The sequence below is a fragment of the Agromyces mangrovi genome (genome assembly GCF_030296695.1).
GTDB lineage: Bacteria > Actinomycetota > Actinomycetes > Actinomycetales > Microbacteriaceae > Agromyces > Agromyces mangrovi.
On record NZ_AP027737.1, the window covers coordinates 386831 to 406246 of the forward strand.

The 19416-nt window shown below is 71.1% G+C and carries 13 protein-coding genes and 1 pseudogene; 7 read left to right on the forward strand and 7 right to left on the reverse strand.

Annotated features, from left to right (window positions below; genetic code table 11):
- Positions 1 to 6: 6 nt before the first annotated feature.
- Entirely contained in the window at positions 7 to 1677 is a 1671-nt protein-coding gene (locus QUE38_RS01825) for an ABC transporter ATP-binding protein (RefSeq protein WP_286309874.1), read from the reverse strand.
- Between the two features lie 50 nt (positions 1678 to 1727).
- Here QUE38_RS01825 and QUE38_RS01830 point away from each other — a divergent pair, with 50 nt between their 5' ends.
- Positions 1728 to 2324, forward strand: a complete 597-nt coding sequence (locus QUE38_RS01830) for a PH domain-containing protein (protein ID WP_286309875.1) — start codon at positions 1728 to 1730, stop codon at positions 2322 to 2324.
- An 11-nt stretch (positions 2325 to 2335) separates the two neighbouring features.
- Here the strand turns inward: QUE38_RS01830 and QUE38_RS01835 are convergent, their stop codons facing one another.
- The 3 genes from QUE38_RS01835 to QUE38_RS01845 form a co-directional block, all read right to left on the reverse strand.
- Complete coding sequence (locus QUE38_RS01835; protein ID WP_286309876.1) at positions 2336 to 3514, reverse strand: ABC transporter permease; 1179 nt, start codon at positions 3512 to 3514, stop codon at positions 2336 to 2338.
- A 1-nt stretch (position 3515) separates the two neighbouring features.
- The gene (locus tag QUE38_RS01840; protein ID WP_286309877.1) at positions 3516 to 5063 is read right to left on the reverse strand and encodes an ABC transporter permease subunit; all 1548 of its coding nucleotides are present in this window, start codon (positions 5061 to 5063) and stop codon (positions 3516 to 3518) included.
- A gap of 196 nt (positions 5064 to 5259) precedes the next feature.
- Positions 5260 to 7041: an ABC transporter family substrate-binding protein gene (locus tag QUE38_RS01845; protein WP_286309878.1), complete on the reverse strand. Its 1782-nt coding sequence runs from the start codon at positions 7039 to 7041 to the stop codon at positions 5260 to 5262.
- Between the two features lie 265 nt (positions 7042 to 7306).
- Between QUE38_RS01845 and QUE38_RS01850 the strand changes: the two genes are divergently transcribed.
- The 6 genes and pseudogenes from QUE38_RS01850 to QUE38_RS01870 all read left to right on the forward strand — a co-directional run bounded on the left by QUE38_RS01850 (position 7307) and on the right by QUE38_RS01870 (position 14851).
- On the forward strand, positions 7307 to 8110 hold the full coding sequence (locus QUE38_RS01850) for a CPBP family intramembrane glutamic endopeptidase (protein WP_286309879.1): 804 nt from the start codon (positions 7307 to 7309) through the stop codon (positions 8108 to 8110).
- Between the two features lie 174 nt (positions 8111 to 8284).
- The gene (locus tag QUE38_RS01855; RefSeq protein ID WP_286309880.1) at positions 8285 to 8500 is read left to right on the forward strand and encodes a hypothetical protein; all 216 of its coding nucleotides are present in this window, start codon (positions 8285 to 8287) and stop codon (positions 8498 to 8500) included.
- 142 nt (positions 8501 to 8642) lie between these two features.
- Entirely contained in the window at positions 8643 to 11480 is a 2838-nt protein-coding gene (locus QUE38_RS01860) for a helix-turn-helix transcriptional regulator (protein ID WP_286309881.1), read from the forward strand.
- 217 nt (positions 11481 to 11697) lie between these two features.
- Positions 11698 to 11937: a hypothetical protein gene (locus QUE38_RS01865; RefSeq protein ID WP_286309882.1), complete on the forward strand. Its 240-nt coding sequence runs from the start codon at positions 11698 to 11700 to the stop codon at positions 11935 to 11937.
- Positions 11938 to 12080: 143 nt separating this feature from the next.
- Positions 12081 to 12272: pseudogene (locus tag QUE38_RS17350) on the forward strand (AAA family ATPase); the annotation flags it as partial.
- Positions 12273 to 12424: 152 nt separating this feature from the next.
- The gene (locus tag QUE38_RS01870) at positions 12425 to 14851 is read left to right on the forward strand and encodes a helix-turn-helix transcriptional regulator (RefSeq protein WP_286309883.1); all 2427 of its coding nucleotides are present in this window, start codon (positions 12425 to 12427) and stop codon (positions 14849 to 14851) included.
- Between the two features lie 31 nt (positions 14852 to 14882).
- Here the strand turns inward: QUE38_RS01870 and gcvP are convergent, their stop codons facing one another.
- From gcvP to gcvT, 3 genes are all read right to left on the reverse strand, one after another.
- Positions 14883 to 17681 (reverse strand): aminomethyl-transferring glycine dehydrogenase, encoded by a 2799-nt coding sequence (gcvP, locus tag QUE38_RS01875; protein WP_433996964.1) that lies wholly within the window; start codon positions 17679 to 17681, stop codon positions 14883 to 14885.
- Positions 17682 to 17749: 68 nt separating this feature from the next.
- Positions 17750 to 18148: a glycine cleavage system protein GcvH gene (gene gcvH, locus QUE38_RS01880; RefSeq protein ID WP_286309885.1), complete on the reverse strand. Its 399-nt coding sequence runs from the start codon at positions 18146 to 18148 to the stop codon at positions 17750 to 17752.
- 95 nt (positions 18149 to 18243) lie between these two features.
- On the reverse strand, positions 18244 to 19392 hold the full coding sequence (gene gcvT / locus QUE38_RS01885; RefSeq protein ID WP_286309886.1) for a glycine cleavage system aminomethyltransferase GcvT: 1149 nt from the start codon (positions 19390 to 19392) through the stop codon (positions 18244 to 18246).
- Positions 19393 to 19416 lie beyond the last annotated feature (24 nt).

Sequence of the window (19416 nt, forward strand, 5' to 3'; positions counted from 1 at the left end):
GTGCGATCAGCCGAGCGTCGTGCGACGCCGCTCGCGGCGCTCGCGCTGCTCCATCGGATCCGGCACCGGCACCGCCGCGATCAGGCGCTGCGTGTACGGGTCCTTCGGGTTGCGGAGGATCTGGTCGCGCGTGCCCTGCTCGACGAGCTTGCCGTTGTGCATCACGGCGATGCGGTCGGCCAGCTGGTCGACGACGCCGAGGTCGTGCGTCACGAAGAGGCATCCGAACCCGAGGTCCTGCTGCAGCGACGTGAACAGCTCGAGCACGCGCGCCTGCACCGACACGTCGAGGGCACTCGTCGGCTCGTCGGCGACGAGCAGCTTCGGCTTCAGCGCGAGCGCGCGGGCGATGCCGATGCGCTGGCGCTGACCGCCCGAGAGCTCGTGCGGGTAGCGGTTGCGCATCGAGCGCGGCAGCTCGACCGCGTCGAGCAGCTCCTCGACCCGGGCATTGACGACCTTCTTGTCCTTCTCACCGGCGAGGATGAGCGGCTCGGCGATCGACTCGCCCACCGGGATGCGCGGGTTCAGCGACGAACCCGGGTCCTGGAAGACGATGCCGATGTCCTTGCGGATGTCGCGCAGTTCCTTGGGGCTGACGCCGACCATGCTGCGGCCCGCGACCGTCATCTCGCCCGAGTGCACGGGGAGCAGGCCGATCGCCGCACGACCGATCGTGGTCTTGCCCGAGCCCGACTCGCCCACGAGGCCGACGACCTCGCCACGACGGATCTCGAGGTCGACGCCGTCGACCGCCCTGAACGCCGGCACGCGCCCGCGCTTCGGGTACTCGAGCACGACGTCGCTCATGTGCAGCACCGACTCCGACTCGACGCGCTGTGCGACCTCGGCCTCGTCGGTCGAGACCGTGCCGAGGTGCGGCACGGCCGCGAGGAGGGCCTGCGTGTACGGGTGCTTCGGCGCGTTGAACACGTCGACCACGCTGCCGTTCTCGACGACCGCGCCGTCCTTCATGACGATGACCTGGTCGGCGAGATCGGCCACGACGCCCATGTCGTGGGTGATCAGCACGATCGCCGAGCCGAGCTCGGTGTGCAGGCGTCGCATGAGGTCGAGGATCTCGGCCTGCACGGTGACGTCGAGCGCGGTGGTCGGCTCGTCGGCGATGAGCAGCTTCGGGTCGTTCGCCATCGACTGCGCGATCATCGCGCGCTGGCGCTGGCCGCCCGAGAGCTGGTGCGGGAAGGAGTCGAACGCCTTCTGCGGGTCGGGCATCTCGACCTGGGTGAGCAGCTCGATGGCCCGATCGGTCGCCTGCTTGCGCCGCATGTTCGGGTGGTGGATCTGGAGCGCCTCGACGATCTGGTACCCGACCGTGTAGACCGGGTTCAGCGCCGTCATCGGCTCCTGGAAGATGACGGCGATGCCCTGGCCGCGCACCTTGCGCAGCTTCGACACCGGCGCGCCGATGAGTTCCTCGCCCGACAGCTTCGCGCTGCCGGTCGCGCGGCCGTTGCCGGGCAGGAGCCCGAGCACGCCCATCGAGCTCGTGGACTTGCCCGAGCCGGACTCGCCCACGATGGCGAGCACGTCACCCGGGTTCAGGGTGTAGTTGATGCCACGTGCCGCCGACACCCACTCGCCCTCGACCCAGAAGTCGATGCCGAGGTCGCGCACTTCGAGGACCGGTTCGGTCCGGCTCTGCGTCTCGTTCACTGGAGGTGGCCTTTCGGGATGGTTCGCATCGCGTCTGCGACGATGGTGTGGTGTCCGAGGTACATGTCTTCCGCCCCCGTTTCGGTCGATGGCTCGCGGGAGCCGTGTTCGTCGCCTGCGGCATCGGCTTCGTCGCGGCCCTCATGGGCGCGCCCGGCGACCTGCTCGCCTTCACGCCGATGCTCGCCCTGCTCGCCTTCGGCGCCTGGGCGGCCTACTGGCGCCCGTCGGTGCGCATCGACGACGAGGGCGTCGTGGTCGCGAACGTGTTCCGCACGATCCGCGTGCCGTGGGGCCAGATCCGCCGCATCGACACGCGCTACTCGCTCATGCTCGACACGACGCACGGGCGCGTGAGCGCCTGGGCGGCACCCGCACCCGGTCGCTACTCGCTGCTGTTCGCGCAGCGGGAGCACGGCACCCACCTGCCCGAGTCGAGCTACGTGGCCGGCACGGTGCGACCCGGCGACCTCGTCTCGAGCGACTCGGGCGCGGCCGCGTACCTGGTGCGCCGGCGCTGGGAGGCGCTGCGCGACAGCGACCGGCTGGTCGACGACGGCAGTCCGCGCGACGTGACGCTGCACATCGCCACGATCGCGGGATTCGCGGTGCTCGTCCTCGCGGTCGTGCTGGGCGTCGTGGTCTAGGCGCATCGCCATCACCGGTCTTCGGTCGACCCGCCGCGCGCCGATCCGCCGGGAGCCGACGCATCGATCGCCGACCCGCCGGGAGCGACCGCGCCCGCGCGGTCCGCGCCGCGCTGCGCCCACCAGCGGCGCATCTCCGACATCGGGCCGTTGAAGTTCGGCACGCGCTTCTGGCGCGGGTCGAACGCATCGCGGAGGCCGTCGCCGACGAAGTTGATGCAGAGGGCGATGATGATGATGAAGATGCCCGGCCACCAGAACAGCCACGGCCGCGTGCTGAACGCGCCCTGGTACTGGTTGATGAGCTGACCCAGCGAGATGTCGGGCGTGGTGATGCCGAAGCCGAGGAAGCTGAGCGACACCTCGATGAGGATCGCGGCGCTCATGAGCAGCGTCGAGTTCACCACGACCACGCCGACGGTGTTCGGCAGGATGTGCTTGAAGATGATGCGGCCGTCGCTGGCACCGGCGACTCGGGCCGCGTCGACGAACTCCCGCTCGCGCAGGGCGAGGAACTCGGCGCGCACGAGACGCGCGAGGCCCGTCCAGGCGATCGCGCCGAGCAGCACGCCGATCGTGATCGCGTTGCCGCCGAAGGTACGGGCGAGCACGGCACCGAGCACGAGGATCGGGATGATGATGATCACGTCGGTGAAGCGCATGAGCAGCGAGTCGATGCGGCCGCGGTAGAAGCCGGAGACCGCGCCGATCACGACGCCGATGACGGTGGCGATGATGCCCGCGAGGAACACCACGACGAGCGACTGCTGGGTGCCGCGCATGACGCGGGCGAACATGTCCTTGCCCAGGTCGTCCTGGCCGAAGGGGTGCTCGCCGAGCGAGAACGGCCAGAGCGTGATCGTCGGCTGCCCGCCGTTCACGATCGCGTAGCGGCTCCACCAGTCCTTGTCCCACCAACCCGGGATGCGGAACCCGTCGATGCCGAGCGTGGAGTTCACGGTGTCGACCGCGTAGCGGCCGGAGCCGCCGATGACGGTGCCCACCGACGAGAACGCGAGCACGAGCACGAGCCCGAACACGATGAGCGAGATGATCGCGCCGCGGTGCTGGAAGAACCGGCGGCGCACGATCGCGCCCTGGCTGAGCCCGGCGACCTGCCGCTGCTCGATGCTGATCTCGCTGCCGCGCGACTCGTCGGGAGCCTCGGTGATGTTCTTGGGTTCGGTCATGTCAGCTCACCCGGATTCGCGGATCGAGTGCCGAGTACAAGAGGTCGGCGATGATGTTGAAGATGACGGCGAGCACGCCCGTGACGAGGAAGAAGCCCATCATCAGGTTCACGTCTGTTCGTGCCAGGGCATCGGAGAACACGGCTCCCATGCCCTTCCACGCGAACACCGTCTCGGTGATGACCGCGCCGCCGATCAGGCCGCCGAAGTCGAAGGCGATGATCGTGGCGATCGGGATCATCGCGTTGCGGAACGCGTGGCGCATGACGACGACGCGCTCCGAGAGGCCCTTGGCACGCGCGGTGCGCACGTAGTCCTGGTTCATGACCTCGAGCAGGCTCGCCCGCGAGTACCGCGTGTAGGCGGCGAGCGAGATGAGCATGAGGGTCAGCGTCGGCAGGATCATGTGCGTCAGCGAGTCGAGCATCTGCAGCCAGTAGTCGTCGCGACGGTCGATCGCCGGGGTCGACGAGCCGATGGTCGAGATGACGCCGCTCGAGAGCGGGATAATCGCCTCGTAGGTCGCCCACCGCTGGAACATCTGGTCGAACACCAGCGGGATCGTGCCGAGTCCGGCCGCGAGGCCGACGACGCGGGCGAGGTTCGCCCGGCGGTCGCCGCCGAACAGCCAGCCGACGACCGCGCCGATCACGACCAGGATGATCGCGACGAGCGCGATGGTCCACCACGCGTTCCCGAAGAAGAACAGGAACTGGAAGGGGAACCAGAGCGCGACCGGAGCGCCGACGGCGGCGATGCCGAAGGCGATCAGTGCGGGCTTGTCCCGGAGTCCGGTGGTGAGGCTCGCGACGATGAGGGCGTTGGCCACCGAGAACAGGATGATGCCGATGATGCCGATCGAGGGCTCCTCGAACCAGCCCGTCAGGTCCAGCGCGAGGAGCAGCACTGCTCCCGCGAGGCCCGTGAACAGGAAGGTCTTGATGCGGGTGGCGAGCCCGCCGCCGACGACGGCCATCAATATGAAGCCCGTCGCCAACCCGAATATGGGGATGAACCACCACGGGATCACCGGATCGCCGAGGAACTGGTTGAAGGCGATGCCGCCGTACTGCTTGAGGAGCACCGCGACCCAGAAGACGGGCAGCGAGTAGAAGACGAAGGTCGCGAACGTGACGGTGTAGTCGTATCCGCTGTACTGGCGCAGGGCGGTCGTCATGCCGATCGCGACGCCGAAGAGGATGGCGAGGATCGTGGCAGCAGTGACCAGCTGGAGGGTCGAGCCCATCGCGGTGGCGATGACCTCGGTGACGGGCAGCTCGCCGCGAGCGACGGAGATGCCGAGGTCGCAGTTGCCGACGAGGCATCCTGCGGCGCCGCCGAGCCACGTGAAGTAGCGGAGCACGGGCGGCGTGTCGAGATCGAGCTTGTTCGCGAGGTCCGCGATCTTGGCCTGCGCGTCTGGGTCGCGGCTGCCGCGCAGCTCGGCGAGCGGGTCGCCCGAGACGGCGGTGAGCACGTACACGACGTATGACGCGACGAGCAGGACGAGGAGTGTGGCGACGAGTCGCCTGGCGACGAAGGAGAACACCGGGGGTCCTTACGGGTGGTTCGGCACGAGACCCGGCGACGACCCGTCGAGGGCGGCGGCACGAGGCCGCGGCCGGTTCGAAGAGGTCAGTATAGGCGGCGTGAGCTGGGATACAACTTCGCTCGCCCCACCGGGATCAGGCCGGTGGGCCGGATGCGGATCGCGCATCCGGCCCACCGGGTGAGGCGATAGCCGATTACTCGGCGGTCGCGCCGTCAGTCGGCGCCCACTCCCAGAAGTTCCAGAAGTAGTACGGCGCGAGCGGAGCCGGGGCGATGCCCTCGACGCCCTTGTCCCATGCCGTCAGACCCGGGAACTGGAAGATGGTGATGCCGTAGCCGTCGTTCCAGAGCTCGGTCTCGACGTCGATCTGGATCTGGATCTGCTCGTCCTCGTCCAGCTCGGTCTCGAGGTCGCTCAGACGCGTGTCCACGACCTCGTTCGAGTAGCCACCGAAGTTCGAGGGCTGCCCGGTACCGAGGTACTGGTCGGTGCCGGTGAGCGCGAGGCTCGTCGACGCCCAGGCGAAGATCACCGCGTCGTGCGGGTTCGTCGGGTTCGCGGCGGTGTCGGTGAACTCCCAGTTGGGCTCGGAGTCGTCGGTCACGTCGAAGCCGGCGAGGGCAGCCGACGTGGCGATGAGCTCGTACTCCTGGGCGCGACGCTCGTTGCCCTCGGGGTACCAGAACTTGACCTCGACCGGGGTCTCGACACCGGCCTCCTCGAGCAGCGCCGCGGCGCCCTCGATGTCGACCTCGGCGTACTCGGCCGAGCCGTTCGCCTCGACGATCGGGTCGTACATGGGCGAGCCGGGGATCTGGAGGATCGAGTCGCGGACGACCGCGTTCGGGTTGAGCGGCTGGATGAGCTTCTCGAGGATCTCGTTGCGCGGGATGGTCTTGAGGAACGCGACACGCACCATGCGCGCGGTCTCCTCGTCGCCACCGTAGGTCGCCGGGTCGAACGGACCACCGTTGTTGAAGGTCAGGTCGACGTGCTCGTAGGTGGCCTCGTCGCTGGTGTGGTAGTCAGCGGTCTCGGTCTCCTGGACGAGCTGCAGCACGTCCGGCGTGGGCTGGCCCGAAGCGACCTGGACGTCACCGTTCTGGAGCGACTGCACCTGAGCGGTCGGGTCCGCGATCTGGCGGATGGTGATCCGCTCGTACTTGGGCGAGGGGCCCCAGGCGAACTCCTCGTTCGCGACGAGGGTGACGTAGTCCTCCTCGACGAGGTCCTCGACGATGTAGGGACCGTACGAGAGCTTCACCAGGTCGGACTCGGGGGTGTTGGCCGACTGGAAGTCCGCCTCCCACGCCTCGGCGACCGGCGCGAGCCACTCGGTGTCCTTGTTCTGGATGGCCTCGACCAGCTGGTCCTTGGCCTCCTGCGCGTCCTCGATCTCCGGGTACGCGAGCTGGACGGCGGCGTGCGCGGCGACCGAACCGATGCCGAACTGCACCTCCCAGTCGACGTAGGGCTTGTCGTAGACGAGCACGAGCTTGTTGTCGTCGATCTCGGGCGTCGCGCTCGCGAGGTCGGCACGCGGGTTCGCGTAGTTGAAGAGCGGCGTGCCCTCCTCGTCGGTGACGCCGGCGAAGATGTAGGCCCACGACAGCAGCATGTCGGCCTCGTCGAGCGGCGTGCCGTCGGACCACACGACGTCGTCGTTGATGGTGTACTCGACGGTCAGCGGGTCGTCGCTGGTCTTCTCGTACGAGCCGAACTCCGTGTTCTGGACCAGCTCGGGCGAGTTGTCGTAGTAGTTGAAGCTCGACGTCGTCAGGTAGGTCACATTGCTGTTCGCGATGTTGTTACCCGAGGTGCTGCTGCTGTTGAAGTTGTCGATGATGTCGTTCCAGGAAACCGTGATCTCGGTTCCCTCGATGACCTCTGACTCATACGGCAGCGAGCAGCCCGAGAGCACGAGTGCTCCCGCGGCGATGACGGCTGCGCCAGCCGCCCCACGCTTGATGTTCACATTTCCTCCTGTGCAGGGGTGCAAGGTGTAGTTGTTTCCACAAGATCGACCGGCGCCCGAGAGCGCCGGCCGACACCAATGACAGAGACTCTAAATCGGCGCGGGGGTGGTTCCAACTTGAAGCGGAATTCGTTACCGAGTAGTAACGAGCGGAGCGTTTCTTTGCGAACCGCGCACGATTCGAGCGTCATCAGCGCCTCTGGTGCAACGAATAGTCGAAGAATGCTCATTTGAGCGCGATGCGCAGGATGTGAGAATCGAAGCCATGTGGACGAATGGATCGACTGGATCGACCCCAGTGGGACGCGCGTCCCACTCCCGCACGATCTGGGAGCTCGTCATCGTGCTCGGGCTCTCGCTCGGGGCATCCGCCGTCTACTCCATCGTCTCGATCACGGCCCGCCTCACCGCGGACACCCCGCTCGGCGACCAGACGGCCTCGATCAACACCTCGCGCTCGGAACGCGAGTGGCTCGACTTCACCTACCAGTTCCTCGACGTCTTCTTCGACCTGTTCGTCGTCGCGCTCGTGCTGTACCTGCTCTGGCGGCCCGGCCGCAGCGCCTTCCGCCGCATCGGGTTCGACCTGACCCGCCCGTGGCGCGACCTCGGCACCGGCGTCGCCCTGGTGCTCGTCATCGGCATCCCGGGGCTCGCGCTCTACGCGGCCGGCCGCGCGCTCGGCATCACGGTCACGGTCGTGCCCTCGCCGCTCGACACGTTCTGGTGGACCGTGCCGATCCTCGTGCTCTCGGCGCTCCGCGCCGCGCTGGTCGAGGAGGTGATCGTCGTCGGGTACCTCTTCACGCGGCTGCGCGAGCTCGGCTGGGGCACATGGGGCATCATCGGCGCGAGCGCGCTGCTGCGCGGCACGTACCACCTGTACCAGGGCATCGGCCCGTTCATCGGCAACGTCGCCATGGGCGTCGTGTTCGGCTGGTGCTACGCCCGCTGGGGACGCACCATGCCGCTCGTGATCGCGCACTGGATCATCGACATGGCCTCCTTCATCGGCTACCCACTGGCCGTCGCCTGGTGGCCGACGCTGTTCGGCGTGCCGTCGTCCTGACGCGCGTGCGCCGGTGTCGCGCGACGCAGTCTGAGGGATACGCGGGCCGGTTCTGAGGCGGAGCCGGTCGAATCTGAGGCCCCATCTAGGGCACCTGCCCGATCCGCGTGAGGCACCTCAGGGAGGAATCTCGGATGCATCGACCGACGCAGCACCGCACCCGAGGAGCAGATCATGGACTTCGCCACCACTCACGTCGCCGCCCAGCTCGACCGACACCGCGCCGCCGACCTCCGGTCCGAGGTCGAGCGCCGTCGCCGCATCGCCGAGCGCACGGCCGCCTCGGGCGACGCCGCGGAGCACACGGGCCTGATCGCCCGCATCCGGGCTCGCATCGCCGCGCCGCACGGCACCGTCCCCGTCGCCCGACGCGGCCACCGTCACGCGTGACATCCACCTCCCCCACCCGGGTACGCGGCCGCATGCGCCCCGGACGGGGTCGTGTGCCGCGCGGCCGGCTGTGGGACGATGGCGCCGGCAGCGCCCTCCCCGGTGCGGCGCCGCCGGATGGCGCCATGGGAGGCGAGCGGACATGACCCACGTCCCGACGCGGAACACGATGGTCGGCCGCGACGCCGAGCTCACCGTGCTGCTCGACGCCGCGCACGCCGCTGCCGACGGGGACACCAGGTGCGTCGTCATCGGAGGCGAGCCCGGCATCGGCAAGAGCCGGCTCGTCGAGGAGTTCCTCGCGCGCGTCGGCGATCACCCGCTCGTGCTGATCGGCCGATGCGTCGGACTCGGCGACGACGGGCTCCCGTTCCAGCCGCTGCGCCCCATCGTGCGCCGTCTCGCCGACGAGCTCGGCGAGACGGGCCTCCGCGACGCCGCCGGCGGCACCGACGCACTCGACGCGCTCCGCCCCGGCCGGTCCGCGCCCGGCGGCGGATCGGGGATGCTCTACGAGGCGCTCGCCTCCGCACTCGCGGCCGCGGGTGACGAGCGGCCCGTCGTGGTCGTGGTCGAAGACCTGCACTGGGCCGACACCCCGTCCATACACGCGCTCGCCTACCTGGCCCGCGCAGCGGCGGACGCGCGCCTACTGCTGCTGCTCACCGTGCGGACGCCAGACGTCCCGCGAGGTCATGCACTGCACGGCGTGCTCGCCGAGCTCGAGCGCCTCCCCCGGGCCGTCCGCATCGAGCTCGCGCCGCTCGACCGAGACGACGTGGCACGGCTCTGCAGCGACCCCGCGCGTGCCGACGAGCTGCACCGGCGCAGCGGAGGCATCCCCTTCCTGGTCGAGGAGATGGATGCGGCGGACGGGGGTGTTCCGCGTTCGTTGGACGACCTCCTGACCGCACGCTACGAATCGGTGCCGCCCGAGGTGCGCCGGGTGCTGCGGATCATGTCCGTGGGAGGCGTCAGAGTCGACCACGCCGACCTCGCGGCCGCAGCGGGGCTCGACGACGACGGGCTCGAGGACGCGATGCGGCAGGCGATCGACCGCGGGCTCGTGGTCGCCGACGCGACGGCGTACGCGTTCCGTCACGCACTGCTGCGCGACGTGATCGAGGGCCACCTGCTCCCCGGTGAGCGCGCGCGCCACCATCGTCAGTTCGCGGAGCTGCTCGACGATCGTCGCGACGAACGCGGTGCCGCTGTCGAGGCATCCGCCCACTGGCTGGAGGCGCGAGACTTCGGCCGTTCGTTCGACGCCGCGCTGCGTGGCCTGCGGGATGCGGAATCGAGCTTCGCGCTGACCACGGCCGCAGCCATGGGCGACCGGGTGCTCGAGCTGTGGGACGTGGTCGACGACCCCGACGGTCGAGCGGGAAGCGACCGGATCGGGGTCGCACGGAGGGTCACCGACCTCCACTCCGACGTCGGCGACGACGCGCGGGCCCTCGAACTGGTGGAGCAGTGCCTCGAGATCGTGGATCCGGGCGACCTCACCACCCGATCCGCCCTGATCCGGACCCAGGGAGCGCTGTGGTCGCTGCTCGGGCGCCCGGGCGAGGAGCGGCTGCTCGGACAGGCGCTCGCTCTGGTCGACGCCGACGACACGCCGGCGGCGCCGCTGGAGCGCGTGCGGGTGCTCACGGCGCAGGCGGGCGCGTACCTGCTGCTCGGCGACCTCGAGCGCACGCTCGCCGCCGCCGACGCGGCGGTTGCGGAAGGCCCCGCCATCGGCACGGACGGTACGGACGAGGCCGCACGAGCCGACAACCTCGCAGCGTCGGTGCTGCTTGCATCGGGCCGGGTGGAGGAATCGCTGGACCGCTTCGAGCGCTCGCTCGCGATGGACCCGGTGGCCTGGCGGAATCGGGTTCGGTACGCGGTGAACGTCTCCGACGCCATGATCCTGCTCGGGCGCCACGCACGGGCCCGGGATCTCGCCCTCGGCGCCATCGGCGAGGCACGTCGGCGCGGAGTGCTCGGAGCCGCCGCCGGGACCGCCCTCTCGGCCAACGCCGCCGAGGCGCTCGTCGCCCTCGGCGACTGGGAGACGGCGGACGGGGTGATCGCGACGGCCGACGTCCGGGACGAGTGGCGCGACGGTCAGCGGTACTTCGAGCGCATGCGCTGGCGCATGCTGCACTGGCGGGGCGAGCTCGCCGACGCCCGCGTCCTGCGGGAGCGACTCGGGCGACGGCTCGCGGAGGTCGCCCGGTTCGAACGGCAGCTGCAGTTCGGCCTCGCCATCGACGAGGCCGAGGAGCTCCTTGCCGACGGTCACGCGGACCGCGCCCTCGCGGTGGTCGGTCCGCTCGCCCACGACGGCATGACGGACCGCGCGGCGGACCGACTGCACCTGCTCGCCTGCGGCGCACGAGCCGTCGCCGCCCTGCGTTCCTCGGGCGCGGATGTCGGTCCCGTCGCCCGCCGCCTCTCCGCGGCGCTGTCCCCGTTGCACGACTGGGAGTCGGCACCCGCGTGGGAGCCCCTCATCCGCGCGGAGCTCGAGCCCGACCCCGAACACGCGGCCGAGCGCTTCGCCGACGCCGCGTCCGCCATGCTCGACGACCACGGCCACCGGCACCTGCATGCCTATGCGCTGGTGCGCCGAGCCGAGAACCTGCTGGCGAGCGGCGACAGGTCCGCTGCCGCCGCCTCGCTGCGAGACGGCGACCACGCGGCGCGCGCGCTGGGGGCCGGCCTCGTCGTGCGACTCGCCGATGACGTCGCACGACGGGGCGCGCTCACGCGCGACGAGCCGGTCCCCGACGACGAGCTCACCGCACGCGAGCGCCAGGTCCTCGACCTCGTCGCCGAGGGCCTGTCGAACCGGCAGATCGGCGAACGCCTCTTCATCAGCGGCAAGACCGTCAGCGTCCACGTCTCCGCGGTGCTGCGCAAGCTCGACGTGTCCAGCCGCACGGAGGCCGCGGTGCTCGCGCGCGCAGCCACGGGAACCCGCGCGTCCTGAGGCGAACCCGGCTCGATCCGGACCCGGGCGACCTCGGTGCACGCACCAGCGCGGACGACGGCTGGCACGGACACGTCCCCCGGCACGCACCGAGCCGGCGTGCGCGCGGACCGCAGGACGGACCGGTGCACCCGCCGATGCGGACGTCGGCGGGTCGCGGCAACCTGAAGTGGTGGCGGCACGATCCCGACGAGCCGCACACAGGGGGAATCGGATCATGTACTACGCGAACACCGTCGTCGCCGAGGCGCTCTACGCCCACGAGGCCAAGCGCCAGGCCACCGACCTCGAGCACCGGCGCGTCGCCGCCGAGCGCGGCCAGCTGCCGGAGCATGCGTGGCACCGCATCGACCGGGCACTCGTGCGCGGGTACCAACGGGCCCGCCGTCGCCTCCGCATCCGTCACCTCGCACGCGTGCACCACCACGCCGTGGTCATGCGCACCAAGCACCTCTGAGCAGGTCGTCGGCACGCGGCCCGTGGTCACGACCGCGGGCCGCACCGCTGTGGGAGGATGACGCCGTGGGCGCCGCACCGACTCGCAGCATGGCGGGTCGGCGCGCCGAGATGCAGGCGCTGCGCGACGCGCTCGTGGCGGCGATGCACGGCGACCCGCAGGTCGTGCTCGTCGGCGGCGAGGCGGGCATCGGCAAGAGCCGGCTCGTCGAGGAGTTCACCGCGGGCGTCGACGAGGCATTCGTCGCCCGCGGGCAGTGCATCGAACTCGCGGACGCGGGGGCGCCACTCATCCCGATCCGCTCGATCGTGCGAGCGCTGGTGCGGGAGTTCGGCGAACCGGCTGCGCGCGACGCCGCCGGACCCTCGGCCGACGCACTCCGCACCCTGTTCCCGGGGGCGGCGACGGTCCGCCGACCGGTGGCGCGGGCCTGCTCGAGGAGGGCTTCCTGCGCCTGGTCGAGACGCTCTCGCAGCGGCGGCCGCTCGTGCTCGTCATCGAGGACGTGCACTGGGCGGATGCCTCCACGATGGCCGTCGTCCAGTACGCCATCCGCCTCGTGCGCGACGCCCGCGCCATGCTGGTACTCACCGCCCGCACCGCCGAACTGCCGCGCGGGCACCGACTGCGCACCGACCTCGCGGAACTCGACCGCCTGCGCGCCGTCTCGCGCATCGAACTGCCCCGGCTGACCCGGGAGGGCGTCGAGCAGATGGCGGGCGTCGCGCACGCCGACCGGGTCGACGAGCTCTACGCGCGCAGCGGAGGCATCCCCTTCTTCGTCGAGGAACTGCTCGGAGCGAGCGCACACGACCTGCCGCACTCGCTCACCGACCTGCTCGCGGCACGGTACGAGCGCCTCTCGAGCGACACGCGGGCCGCGCTCCGGCTCATGGCGGTGGGCGGCGTGCGGGTCGAGCACGAACTGCTCGAGTCCGTGCACGGCGGCGAAACCGAGTCGCTCGAGCGCGCGATCCGCGAGGCGGTCGACGGCGGGCTGCTCGTCACCGACCGATCGGGCTACGCGTTCCGGCACGCGCTCGTGCGCGAGGTCGTCGACGGCGAGCTGATGCCCGGCGAGCGCTCGCGGTACCACGCGCGGTACGCCGAGGCGCTGCAGTCGCGGCCCGGACCCGGCATCGACGTCGAGATCTCGACGCACTTCCTGGCCGCACGACGATACGACGAGGCGTTCGCGGCGGCCCGACGCGCGATCGAGGAATCCGAGCGCTCGTACGCGATGTCGACGGTCGCGGCGATGGCCGAACGCATGATCGACATCTGGGACCAGGTGGCCGACGCCGAGGCCGTCGCCGGCATGTCGCGCGTCGACCTGCTCCAGGCCGCGGCGCACGCGCACCGCGCCGCGGGCAACGCCGTTCGCGCGATTCCGCTCACGGAGCTCGCGATGGAATCCGCGGGCGACGACCCGCTGCTCATGGCAGGCCTGCTCGGAGACAACGGTCGCGACCTGTACCGCATCGGCGAGCCCGGTGCGCTGGCGCTCATGGAGCGCGGGCTCGCGCTCATCGCCGACGATCCGTCGCACGAGGCACTCGTCCTGCGCGCCGAGATCCTCGCGGACCTGAGCGCCGCGCACATGATGCAGGGCAGCGACGACACGCTCGACATCGCCGAGCGCGCACTCGAGGTGGGAGCGTCGGCCGGCGAGGACGGGCACCGCGCGGCATCCATCGGTGCCAACATCGCCGGAGTCGCACTCGTCGACTGGGGTCGCGTCGAGCAGGGCATGGAGCGATTCGCCCAAGCACGTGAGTTCGCCGGCGACGACTGGGCACCGCGCGTGCGCCTCGCGATCAACCTGTCGGATTCGCTCCTCCAGCTCGGCCGATACCGGGAGGCCGTCGAAGTGGCGGAGTCCGCGCTCGAGGAGGCCCGGGAGCGGGGCGAGGAGCGCGGCACCGGCGTGATGCTCTCCTCGAACGCGGCCGAACCGCTCTTCGCACTCGGCGAGTGGGACCGCGCCCGACGCATCCTGGACCGCACGCTGCGCTCCGACGCGCCGATGGCGTTCCGCAGGTTCCTGGAGCACATGCAGCTCTGGATGCTCGTGTGGTCGGGCGACCTCGACGCTGCGAACGAGTGGAACCGGATGATCCGCGCCCGTCGCGACGAGGTCGGGCGCATCGAACGCCAGGTGGAGACCGGCGCCGCGTACGACGAGGCGGAGCTGCTGCTCGCGAACGGCGACCCCGCGGCCGCGTTCGCCCGGCTCGAGCCGATCATCTTCGACGGACGCGACGACCGGCCCGCCGATCGACTGCTGCACCTCGCCACCGCCGCACGCGCCGTGGGCGCGATGCGCGATCTCGGCGTGGCTCCCCTGCGACCGCCCGATGACCTGCGCGCAGCCCTCGACGCCCTGCAGCACTGGGAGTCGGCCCCGGTGTGGACCGCGATCGCGAACGCCGAGCTGACCGACGACCCGGCGGAGCGCGCGCACGCGTGGCAGCCCGCGCTCGACCTGCTCGCCGCGGGCAACGGCCACCGGCACCTGTTCGGCTACGGGCTGGTGCGCCAGGGCACGGCGCTGCTCGACGCCGGCGACCGCGAGGCCGCAGCCGAGCGCCTCGCCCGGGGTCGCGCCGAGGCCGAGACGCTCGGGAGCGGCCTGGTCGTGCGGATGGCGGACGACGTCACCGGGCGTGCGGGGCTGCGGCTCGGGGCATCCGCCGACCGCACCGGGCGCGGCGACGCCGAGCTCACCGCGCGCGAGCAGCAGGTGCTCGACCTCGTCGCCGAGGGGCTGTCGAACCGCGAGATCGGCGAGCGGCTCTTCATCAGCGGCAAGACCGTGAGCGTGCACGTCTCCGCCGTGCTGCGCAAGCTCGGAGTGGGGTCTCGCACGGAGGCGGCGGCGGTCGCCTCCGCCGCTCGGGCGAGCCGGGACTGAGCCGGCCCGCCCCGCGGCATCCGCTCGGCCCCTACGCGAACGCCTCCACGGGCGGGCACGCGCAGACGAGGTTGCGGTCGCCGTAGGCCTGGTCGACGCGGCGCACCGGCGGCCAGTACTTCGTGCGCACGAGCGAGTGCACCGGGAAGACGGCCTGCTCGCGCGTGTACGGGTGGGTCCACTCGCCGACCGCGATCGACTCGGCCGTGTGCGGGGCGTTGCGCAGCGGGTTGTCGTCGGCGGGGAACTCGCCGCGGCCCACCGCGTCGGCCTCGGCCTTGATCGCGATCATCGCCTCGACGAAGCGCTCGAGCTCCGCGAGGTCCTCCGACTCGGTCGGCTCGACCATGAGCGTGCCCGCGACCGGGAACGACATGGTCGGCGCGTGGAAGCCGTAGTCGATGAGGCGCTTCGCCACGTCGTCGACCGTGACGCCGGTCGCCTGGGTGAGCGGGCGCACGTCGATGATGCACTCGTGCGCGACCAGCCCGTTGTTGCCCGTGTAGAGCACCGGGTAGTGGTCGCGCAGGCGCTCGGCGACGTAGTTCGCGGCGAGCACCGCGGCGGCCGTCGCCTCGCGCAGCCCCTCGGAGCCCATCATGCGGATGTAGGCCCACGAGATCGGCAGGATCGATGGGCTGCCGTACGGCGCCGCCGACACCGGGCCGCCGCCGTGCACGAGCTCGCGGTGGTCGGCGCGCTGCGCCATCGGGTGGCCGGGCAGGTACGGCGCGAGGTGCGCCTTCGCCGCGACCGGGCCGACGCCGGGGCCGCCGCCGCCGTGCGGGATGCAGAACGTCTTGTGCAGGTTGAGGTGCGACACGTCGCCGCCGAAGTCGCCGAACCGTGCCGTGCCGAGCAGCGCGTTGAGGTTCGCGCCGTCGACGTAGACCTGGCCGCCTGCGTCGTGCACAGCCTGCGTGATGTCCATCACGTCGTGCTCGTAGACGCCGTGCGTCGACGGGTAGGTGATCATGAGCGCGGCGATCTCGGCCGCGTTGGCGTCGATCTTCTGGCGCAGGTCGTCGAGGTCGACGTTGCCGCGGTCGTCGCAGGCCACGACCACCACGCGCATGCCGGCGAGCACGGCGGATGCCGCGTTGGTGCCGTGCGCGCTCTGCGGGATGAGGCACACCGTGCGCTCCGCCTCGCCGTTCGCACGGTGGTAGCCGCGGATCGCGAGCAGGCCCGCGAGCTCGCCCTGGCTGCCCGCGTTCGGCTGCAGCGACACGGTGTCGTACCCGGTCACCTCGGCGAGCCACGACTCGAGCTGCTCGATCAGCGCGAGCGAGCCGACCACGTCGGCCTCGGGGGCGAACGGATGCAGGTTCGCGAACTCCGGCCAGGTGACGGCCTGCATCTCGGTGGCCGCGTTCAGCTTCATGGTGCACGAACCGAGCGGGATCATGCCGCGGTCGAGCGCGTAATCGCGGTCGCCGAGGAGCTTCAGGTACCGCATCATCGCCGTCTCGGAGTGGTGCGTGTTGAACACCGGGTGCTCGAGGTAGGCGGTGGTGCGCTCGAGTGCAGCCGGGATCGCGGTGCCCTCCAGCGCGATCGAACCGCGCTCCTCGGGCCCGCCGAAGGCGCGCGTCACGAGGTGCAGCTCGTCGAACGTGGTGGTCTCGTCGACCGAGACCTGCACGGTCGCCTCGTCGGCGGCCCACAGGTGCACGCCCAGCTCGCGGGCGCGCTCGACCACTCGGTCGGCGGTGCCCGGCACGACCACGCGGATCGTGTCGAAGTAGGCGTCGTGCACGACCGTCTGGCCGAGGTCGGCGAGCAAGTCGGCGAGCAGGTGCCCCATTCCCGCGGTGCGGGCCGCGATCGCTCGCAGGCCGCGCGGGCCGTGGTACACCGCGTACATCGACGCCATCACGGCCAGCAGCACCTGCGCAGTGCAGATGTTCGACGTCGCCTTCTCGCGACGGATGTGCTGCTCGCGCGCCTGGAGGCTGAGCCGGTAGGCCGGATGCCCCGCGGCATCCTGCGACACCCCCACGAGTCGCCCGGGCAGCTGGCGCTCGAGCCCCTTCCGCACGGCCATGTAGCCCGCGTGCGGACCGCCGAAGCCCATCGGAACGCCGAAGCGCTGCGAGGTGCCGACCGCGACATCGGCGCCGAGCTCGCCGGGCGGGGTGACGAGCGTCATCGCGAGCAGGTCGGCTGCGGCGACGGCGATGCCGCCGCCCGCGTGCACGGCCTCGAACACGGCCGTCGGGTCCCAGATGCGGCCGGACGCACCGGGGTACTGCACGAACGCGCCGAAGCACTCCCCCAGCTCGGACGGGTCGGTGTCGGCAAGCGGCAGCTCGGCGAGCTCGATGCCCACGGCCTCGGCGCGCGAGCGCAGCAGCGCGAGCGTCTGCGGCAGCGCGTCGGCGTCGACCACGAAGCGGCTCGTCTTCGCCTTCGATGCGCGGCGGGCCAGCAGCATCCCCTCGACCACCGCCGTGCCCTCGTCGAGCATCGACGCGTTGGCCGTGTCGAGCCCGGTGAGGTCGGCGACCATGGTCTGGAAGTTCAGCATCGCCTCGAGGCGGCCCTGCGAGATCTCCGGCTGGTACGGCGTGTACGCGGTGTACCAGGACGGGTTCTCGAGCACGTTGCGCTGGATCACGGCCGGGGTGATCGTGCCGAAGTAGCCGAGGCCGATCATCGACGTGCGCACGGTGTTCTCGTCGGCGAGCGCCCGCAGCTCGGCGAGCGCCCGCAGCTCGGTCGCCGCCTCGGGGATCGACGAGGAGATGACCTCGCGCATCTGGATCGCACTCGGAACGGCCGCGTCGACGAGCGCGTCGAGCGAGTCGTAGCCGAGGGTCGCCAGCATGAGGCGCTGGTCGTCGCGGGTGGTGCCGATGTGCCGGCGCCCGAAGGCGTCGAGGTCGTACGTGTCGCTCACTCGCCCGTGACCTCGCGGTACTGCTCGAGGCTCAGCAGGTCGCCGGGGATCTCCGCGACCGTGACCTTGATCAGCCATCCGTCGCCGAACGGGTCGCTGTTGAGCAGCTCGGGCTCGGAGACCGCACGCTCGTTGACCTCGGTGACCGTGCCGTCGACCGGCGAGATCAGCTCGCCCACCGACTTGGTCGACTCGATCTCGCCCACGACCTCGCCCGCGGCGACGGCCGTGCCGACCTCGGGCAGCTCGAGGAAGACCACGTCGCCGAGCTTGTCGGCCGCGTAGGCGGTGATGCCCACCACCACACCGCCGGCGTCGACGCCCTCGGCGGGGTCCTCGTCGATCAGCACCCACTCGTGGTCGCTGGTGTACTTCAGGTCGTTCAGGTCGGTCATGGGGTTCCCCTCGGGTGATGGTTCGCGGTGCTCGTGCGGTGCGGTGCGGTGCGGTTCGTGGTGGCTGGCGATGGCGGATGCCGGTGGGCGACGCCTTACTTCTCGCGGCGGTAGAACGGCAGGTCGACGACGGATGCGGCGATGCGCGTGCCGCGCACGTCGACGTACAGGGTGGTGCCCGTCGCCGCGTGGCGCGGGGCCACGTAGGCCATGGCGATCGGGTGGCCGAGCGTGGGCGACAGCGCGCCGCTCGTGATCACGCCGACCTCGGAGGCATCCGCCCCATCGCCGTCGAAGAGCGCGTACCCCGCGCGGCCCGCGCGGCGGCCCTCGCTCGCGAGTCCGACCAGCACCGGGGCATCCGCCGCCGGCCCCTCCTCGCTCGCGGCGCGGCCGACGAAGTCGACCTCCTTGCCGAGCGCGACGACGCGGCCGAGCCCCGCCTGGGCCGGGAAGGTGTCGCGCGTGAGCTCGTGGCCGTACAGCGGCATGCCCGCCTCGAGGCGCAGCGTGTCGCGGCTCGCGAGGCCCGCGGGCACGAGGCCGTGCGGTTCGCCCGTCTCTGCGAGCGCCTCCCAGAGGGCGGGCGCCTGGTCGGGCGAGACGTAGAGCTCGAAGCCGTCCTCGCCCGTGTAGCCGGTGCGGGCGACGAGCACGGGCTGCTCGGCGTACTCGGCCGCGACCGCGCGGTAGTACTTCATGCCCGTGACGGCATGCACGAAGTCGTCGTGGTCGTTGCCGTCGCCCTGGATGCCGAAGCCGGGCGTGTTCGTGAGGATCTCGAGGGCCTTCGGCCCCTGCACGGCGATGAGCGCCATGTCGTCGGACTCGTCGAACACCTCGCAGTCGAACGGCGCGGTGCGGGCGCGCAGTTCGTCGGCGACGTGCTCGGCGTTGGCCGCATTGGCGACGACGAGGTAGCGGTCGGCACCCGTGCGGTAGACGACGAGGTCGTCGATCACGCCGCCGTGGCGGGCGAGCAGCAGGGTGTACTTCGCCTGGCCCTCGACGCTGGCCGAGAGCTTCCCGGCGAGCGCGTAGTCGAGCGCGCGGTCGGCCTCGGGGCCGACGACCACGATCTCGCCCATATGCGAGAGGTCGAACAGGCCGGCTGCGGTGCGCACCGCCCTGTGCTCGGCGAGGTCCGACGAGTAGCGCACGGGCATCTGCCAGCCCGCGAAGTCGGTGAAGGTCGCGCCGGCGGCGCGGTGGATCGCATCGAGGGGGCTCAGGCGTTCGGTCATGGAGTTCTCCTGTCGTCGCACGGC

Excerpts from the sequence above, each read along its gene's own strand:
- gcvH (WP_286309885.1), bottom strand. The coding sequence starts at position 18,148 with ATGACCGACCTGAACGACCTGAAGTACACCAGCGACCACGAGTGGGTG.
- QUE38_RS01860 (WP_286309881.1), top strand. The coding sequence starts at position 8,643 with ATGACCCACGTCCCGACGCGGAACACGATGGTCGGCCGCGACGCCGAG.
- QUE38_RS01850 (WP_286309879.1), top strand. The coding sequence starts at position 7,307 with ATGTGGACGAATGGATCGACTGGATCGACCCCAGTGGGACGCGCGTCC.
- gcvP (WP_433996964.1), bottom strand. The coding sequence starts at position 17,681 with ATGCTGGCGACCCTCGGCTACGACTCGCTCGACGCGCTCGTCGACGCG.
- gcvT (WP_286309886.1), bottom strand. The coding sequence starts at position 19,392 with ATGACCGAACGCCTGAGCCCCCTCGATGCGATCCACCGCGCCGCCGGC.
- QUE38_RS01835 (WP_286309876.1), bottom strand. The coding sequence starts at position 3,514 with ATGACCGAACCCAAGAACATCACCGAGGCTCCCGACGAGTCGCGCGGC.
- QUE38_RS01855 (WP_286309880.1), top strand. The coding sequence starts at position 8,285 with ATGGACTTCGCCACCACTCACGTCGCCGCCCAGCTCGACCGACACCGC.
- QUE38_RS01865 (WP_286309882.1), top strand. The coding sequence starts at position 11,698 with ATGTACTACGCGAACACCGTCGTCGCCGAGGCGCTCTACGCCCACGAG.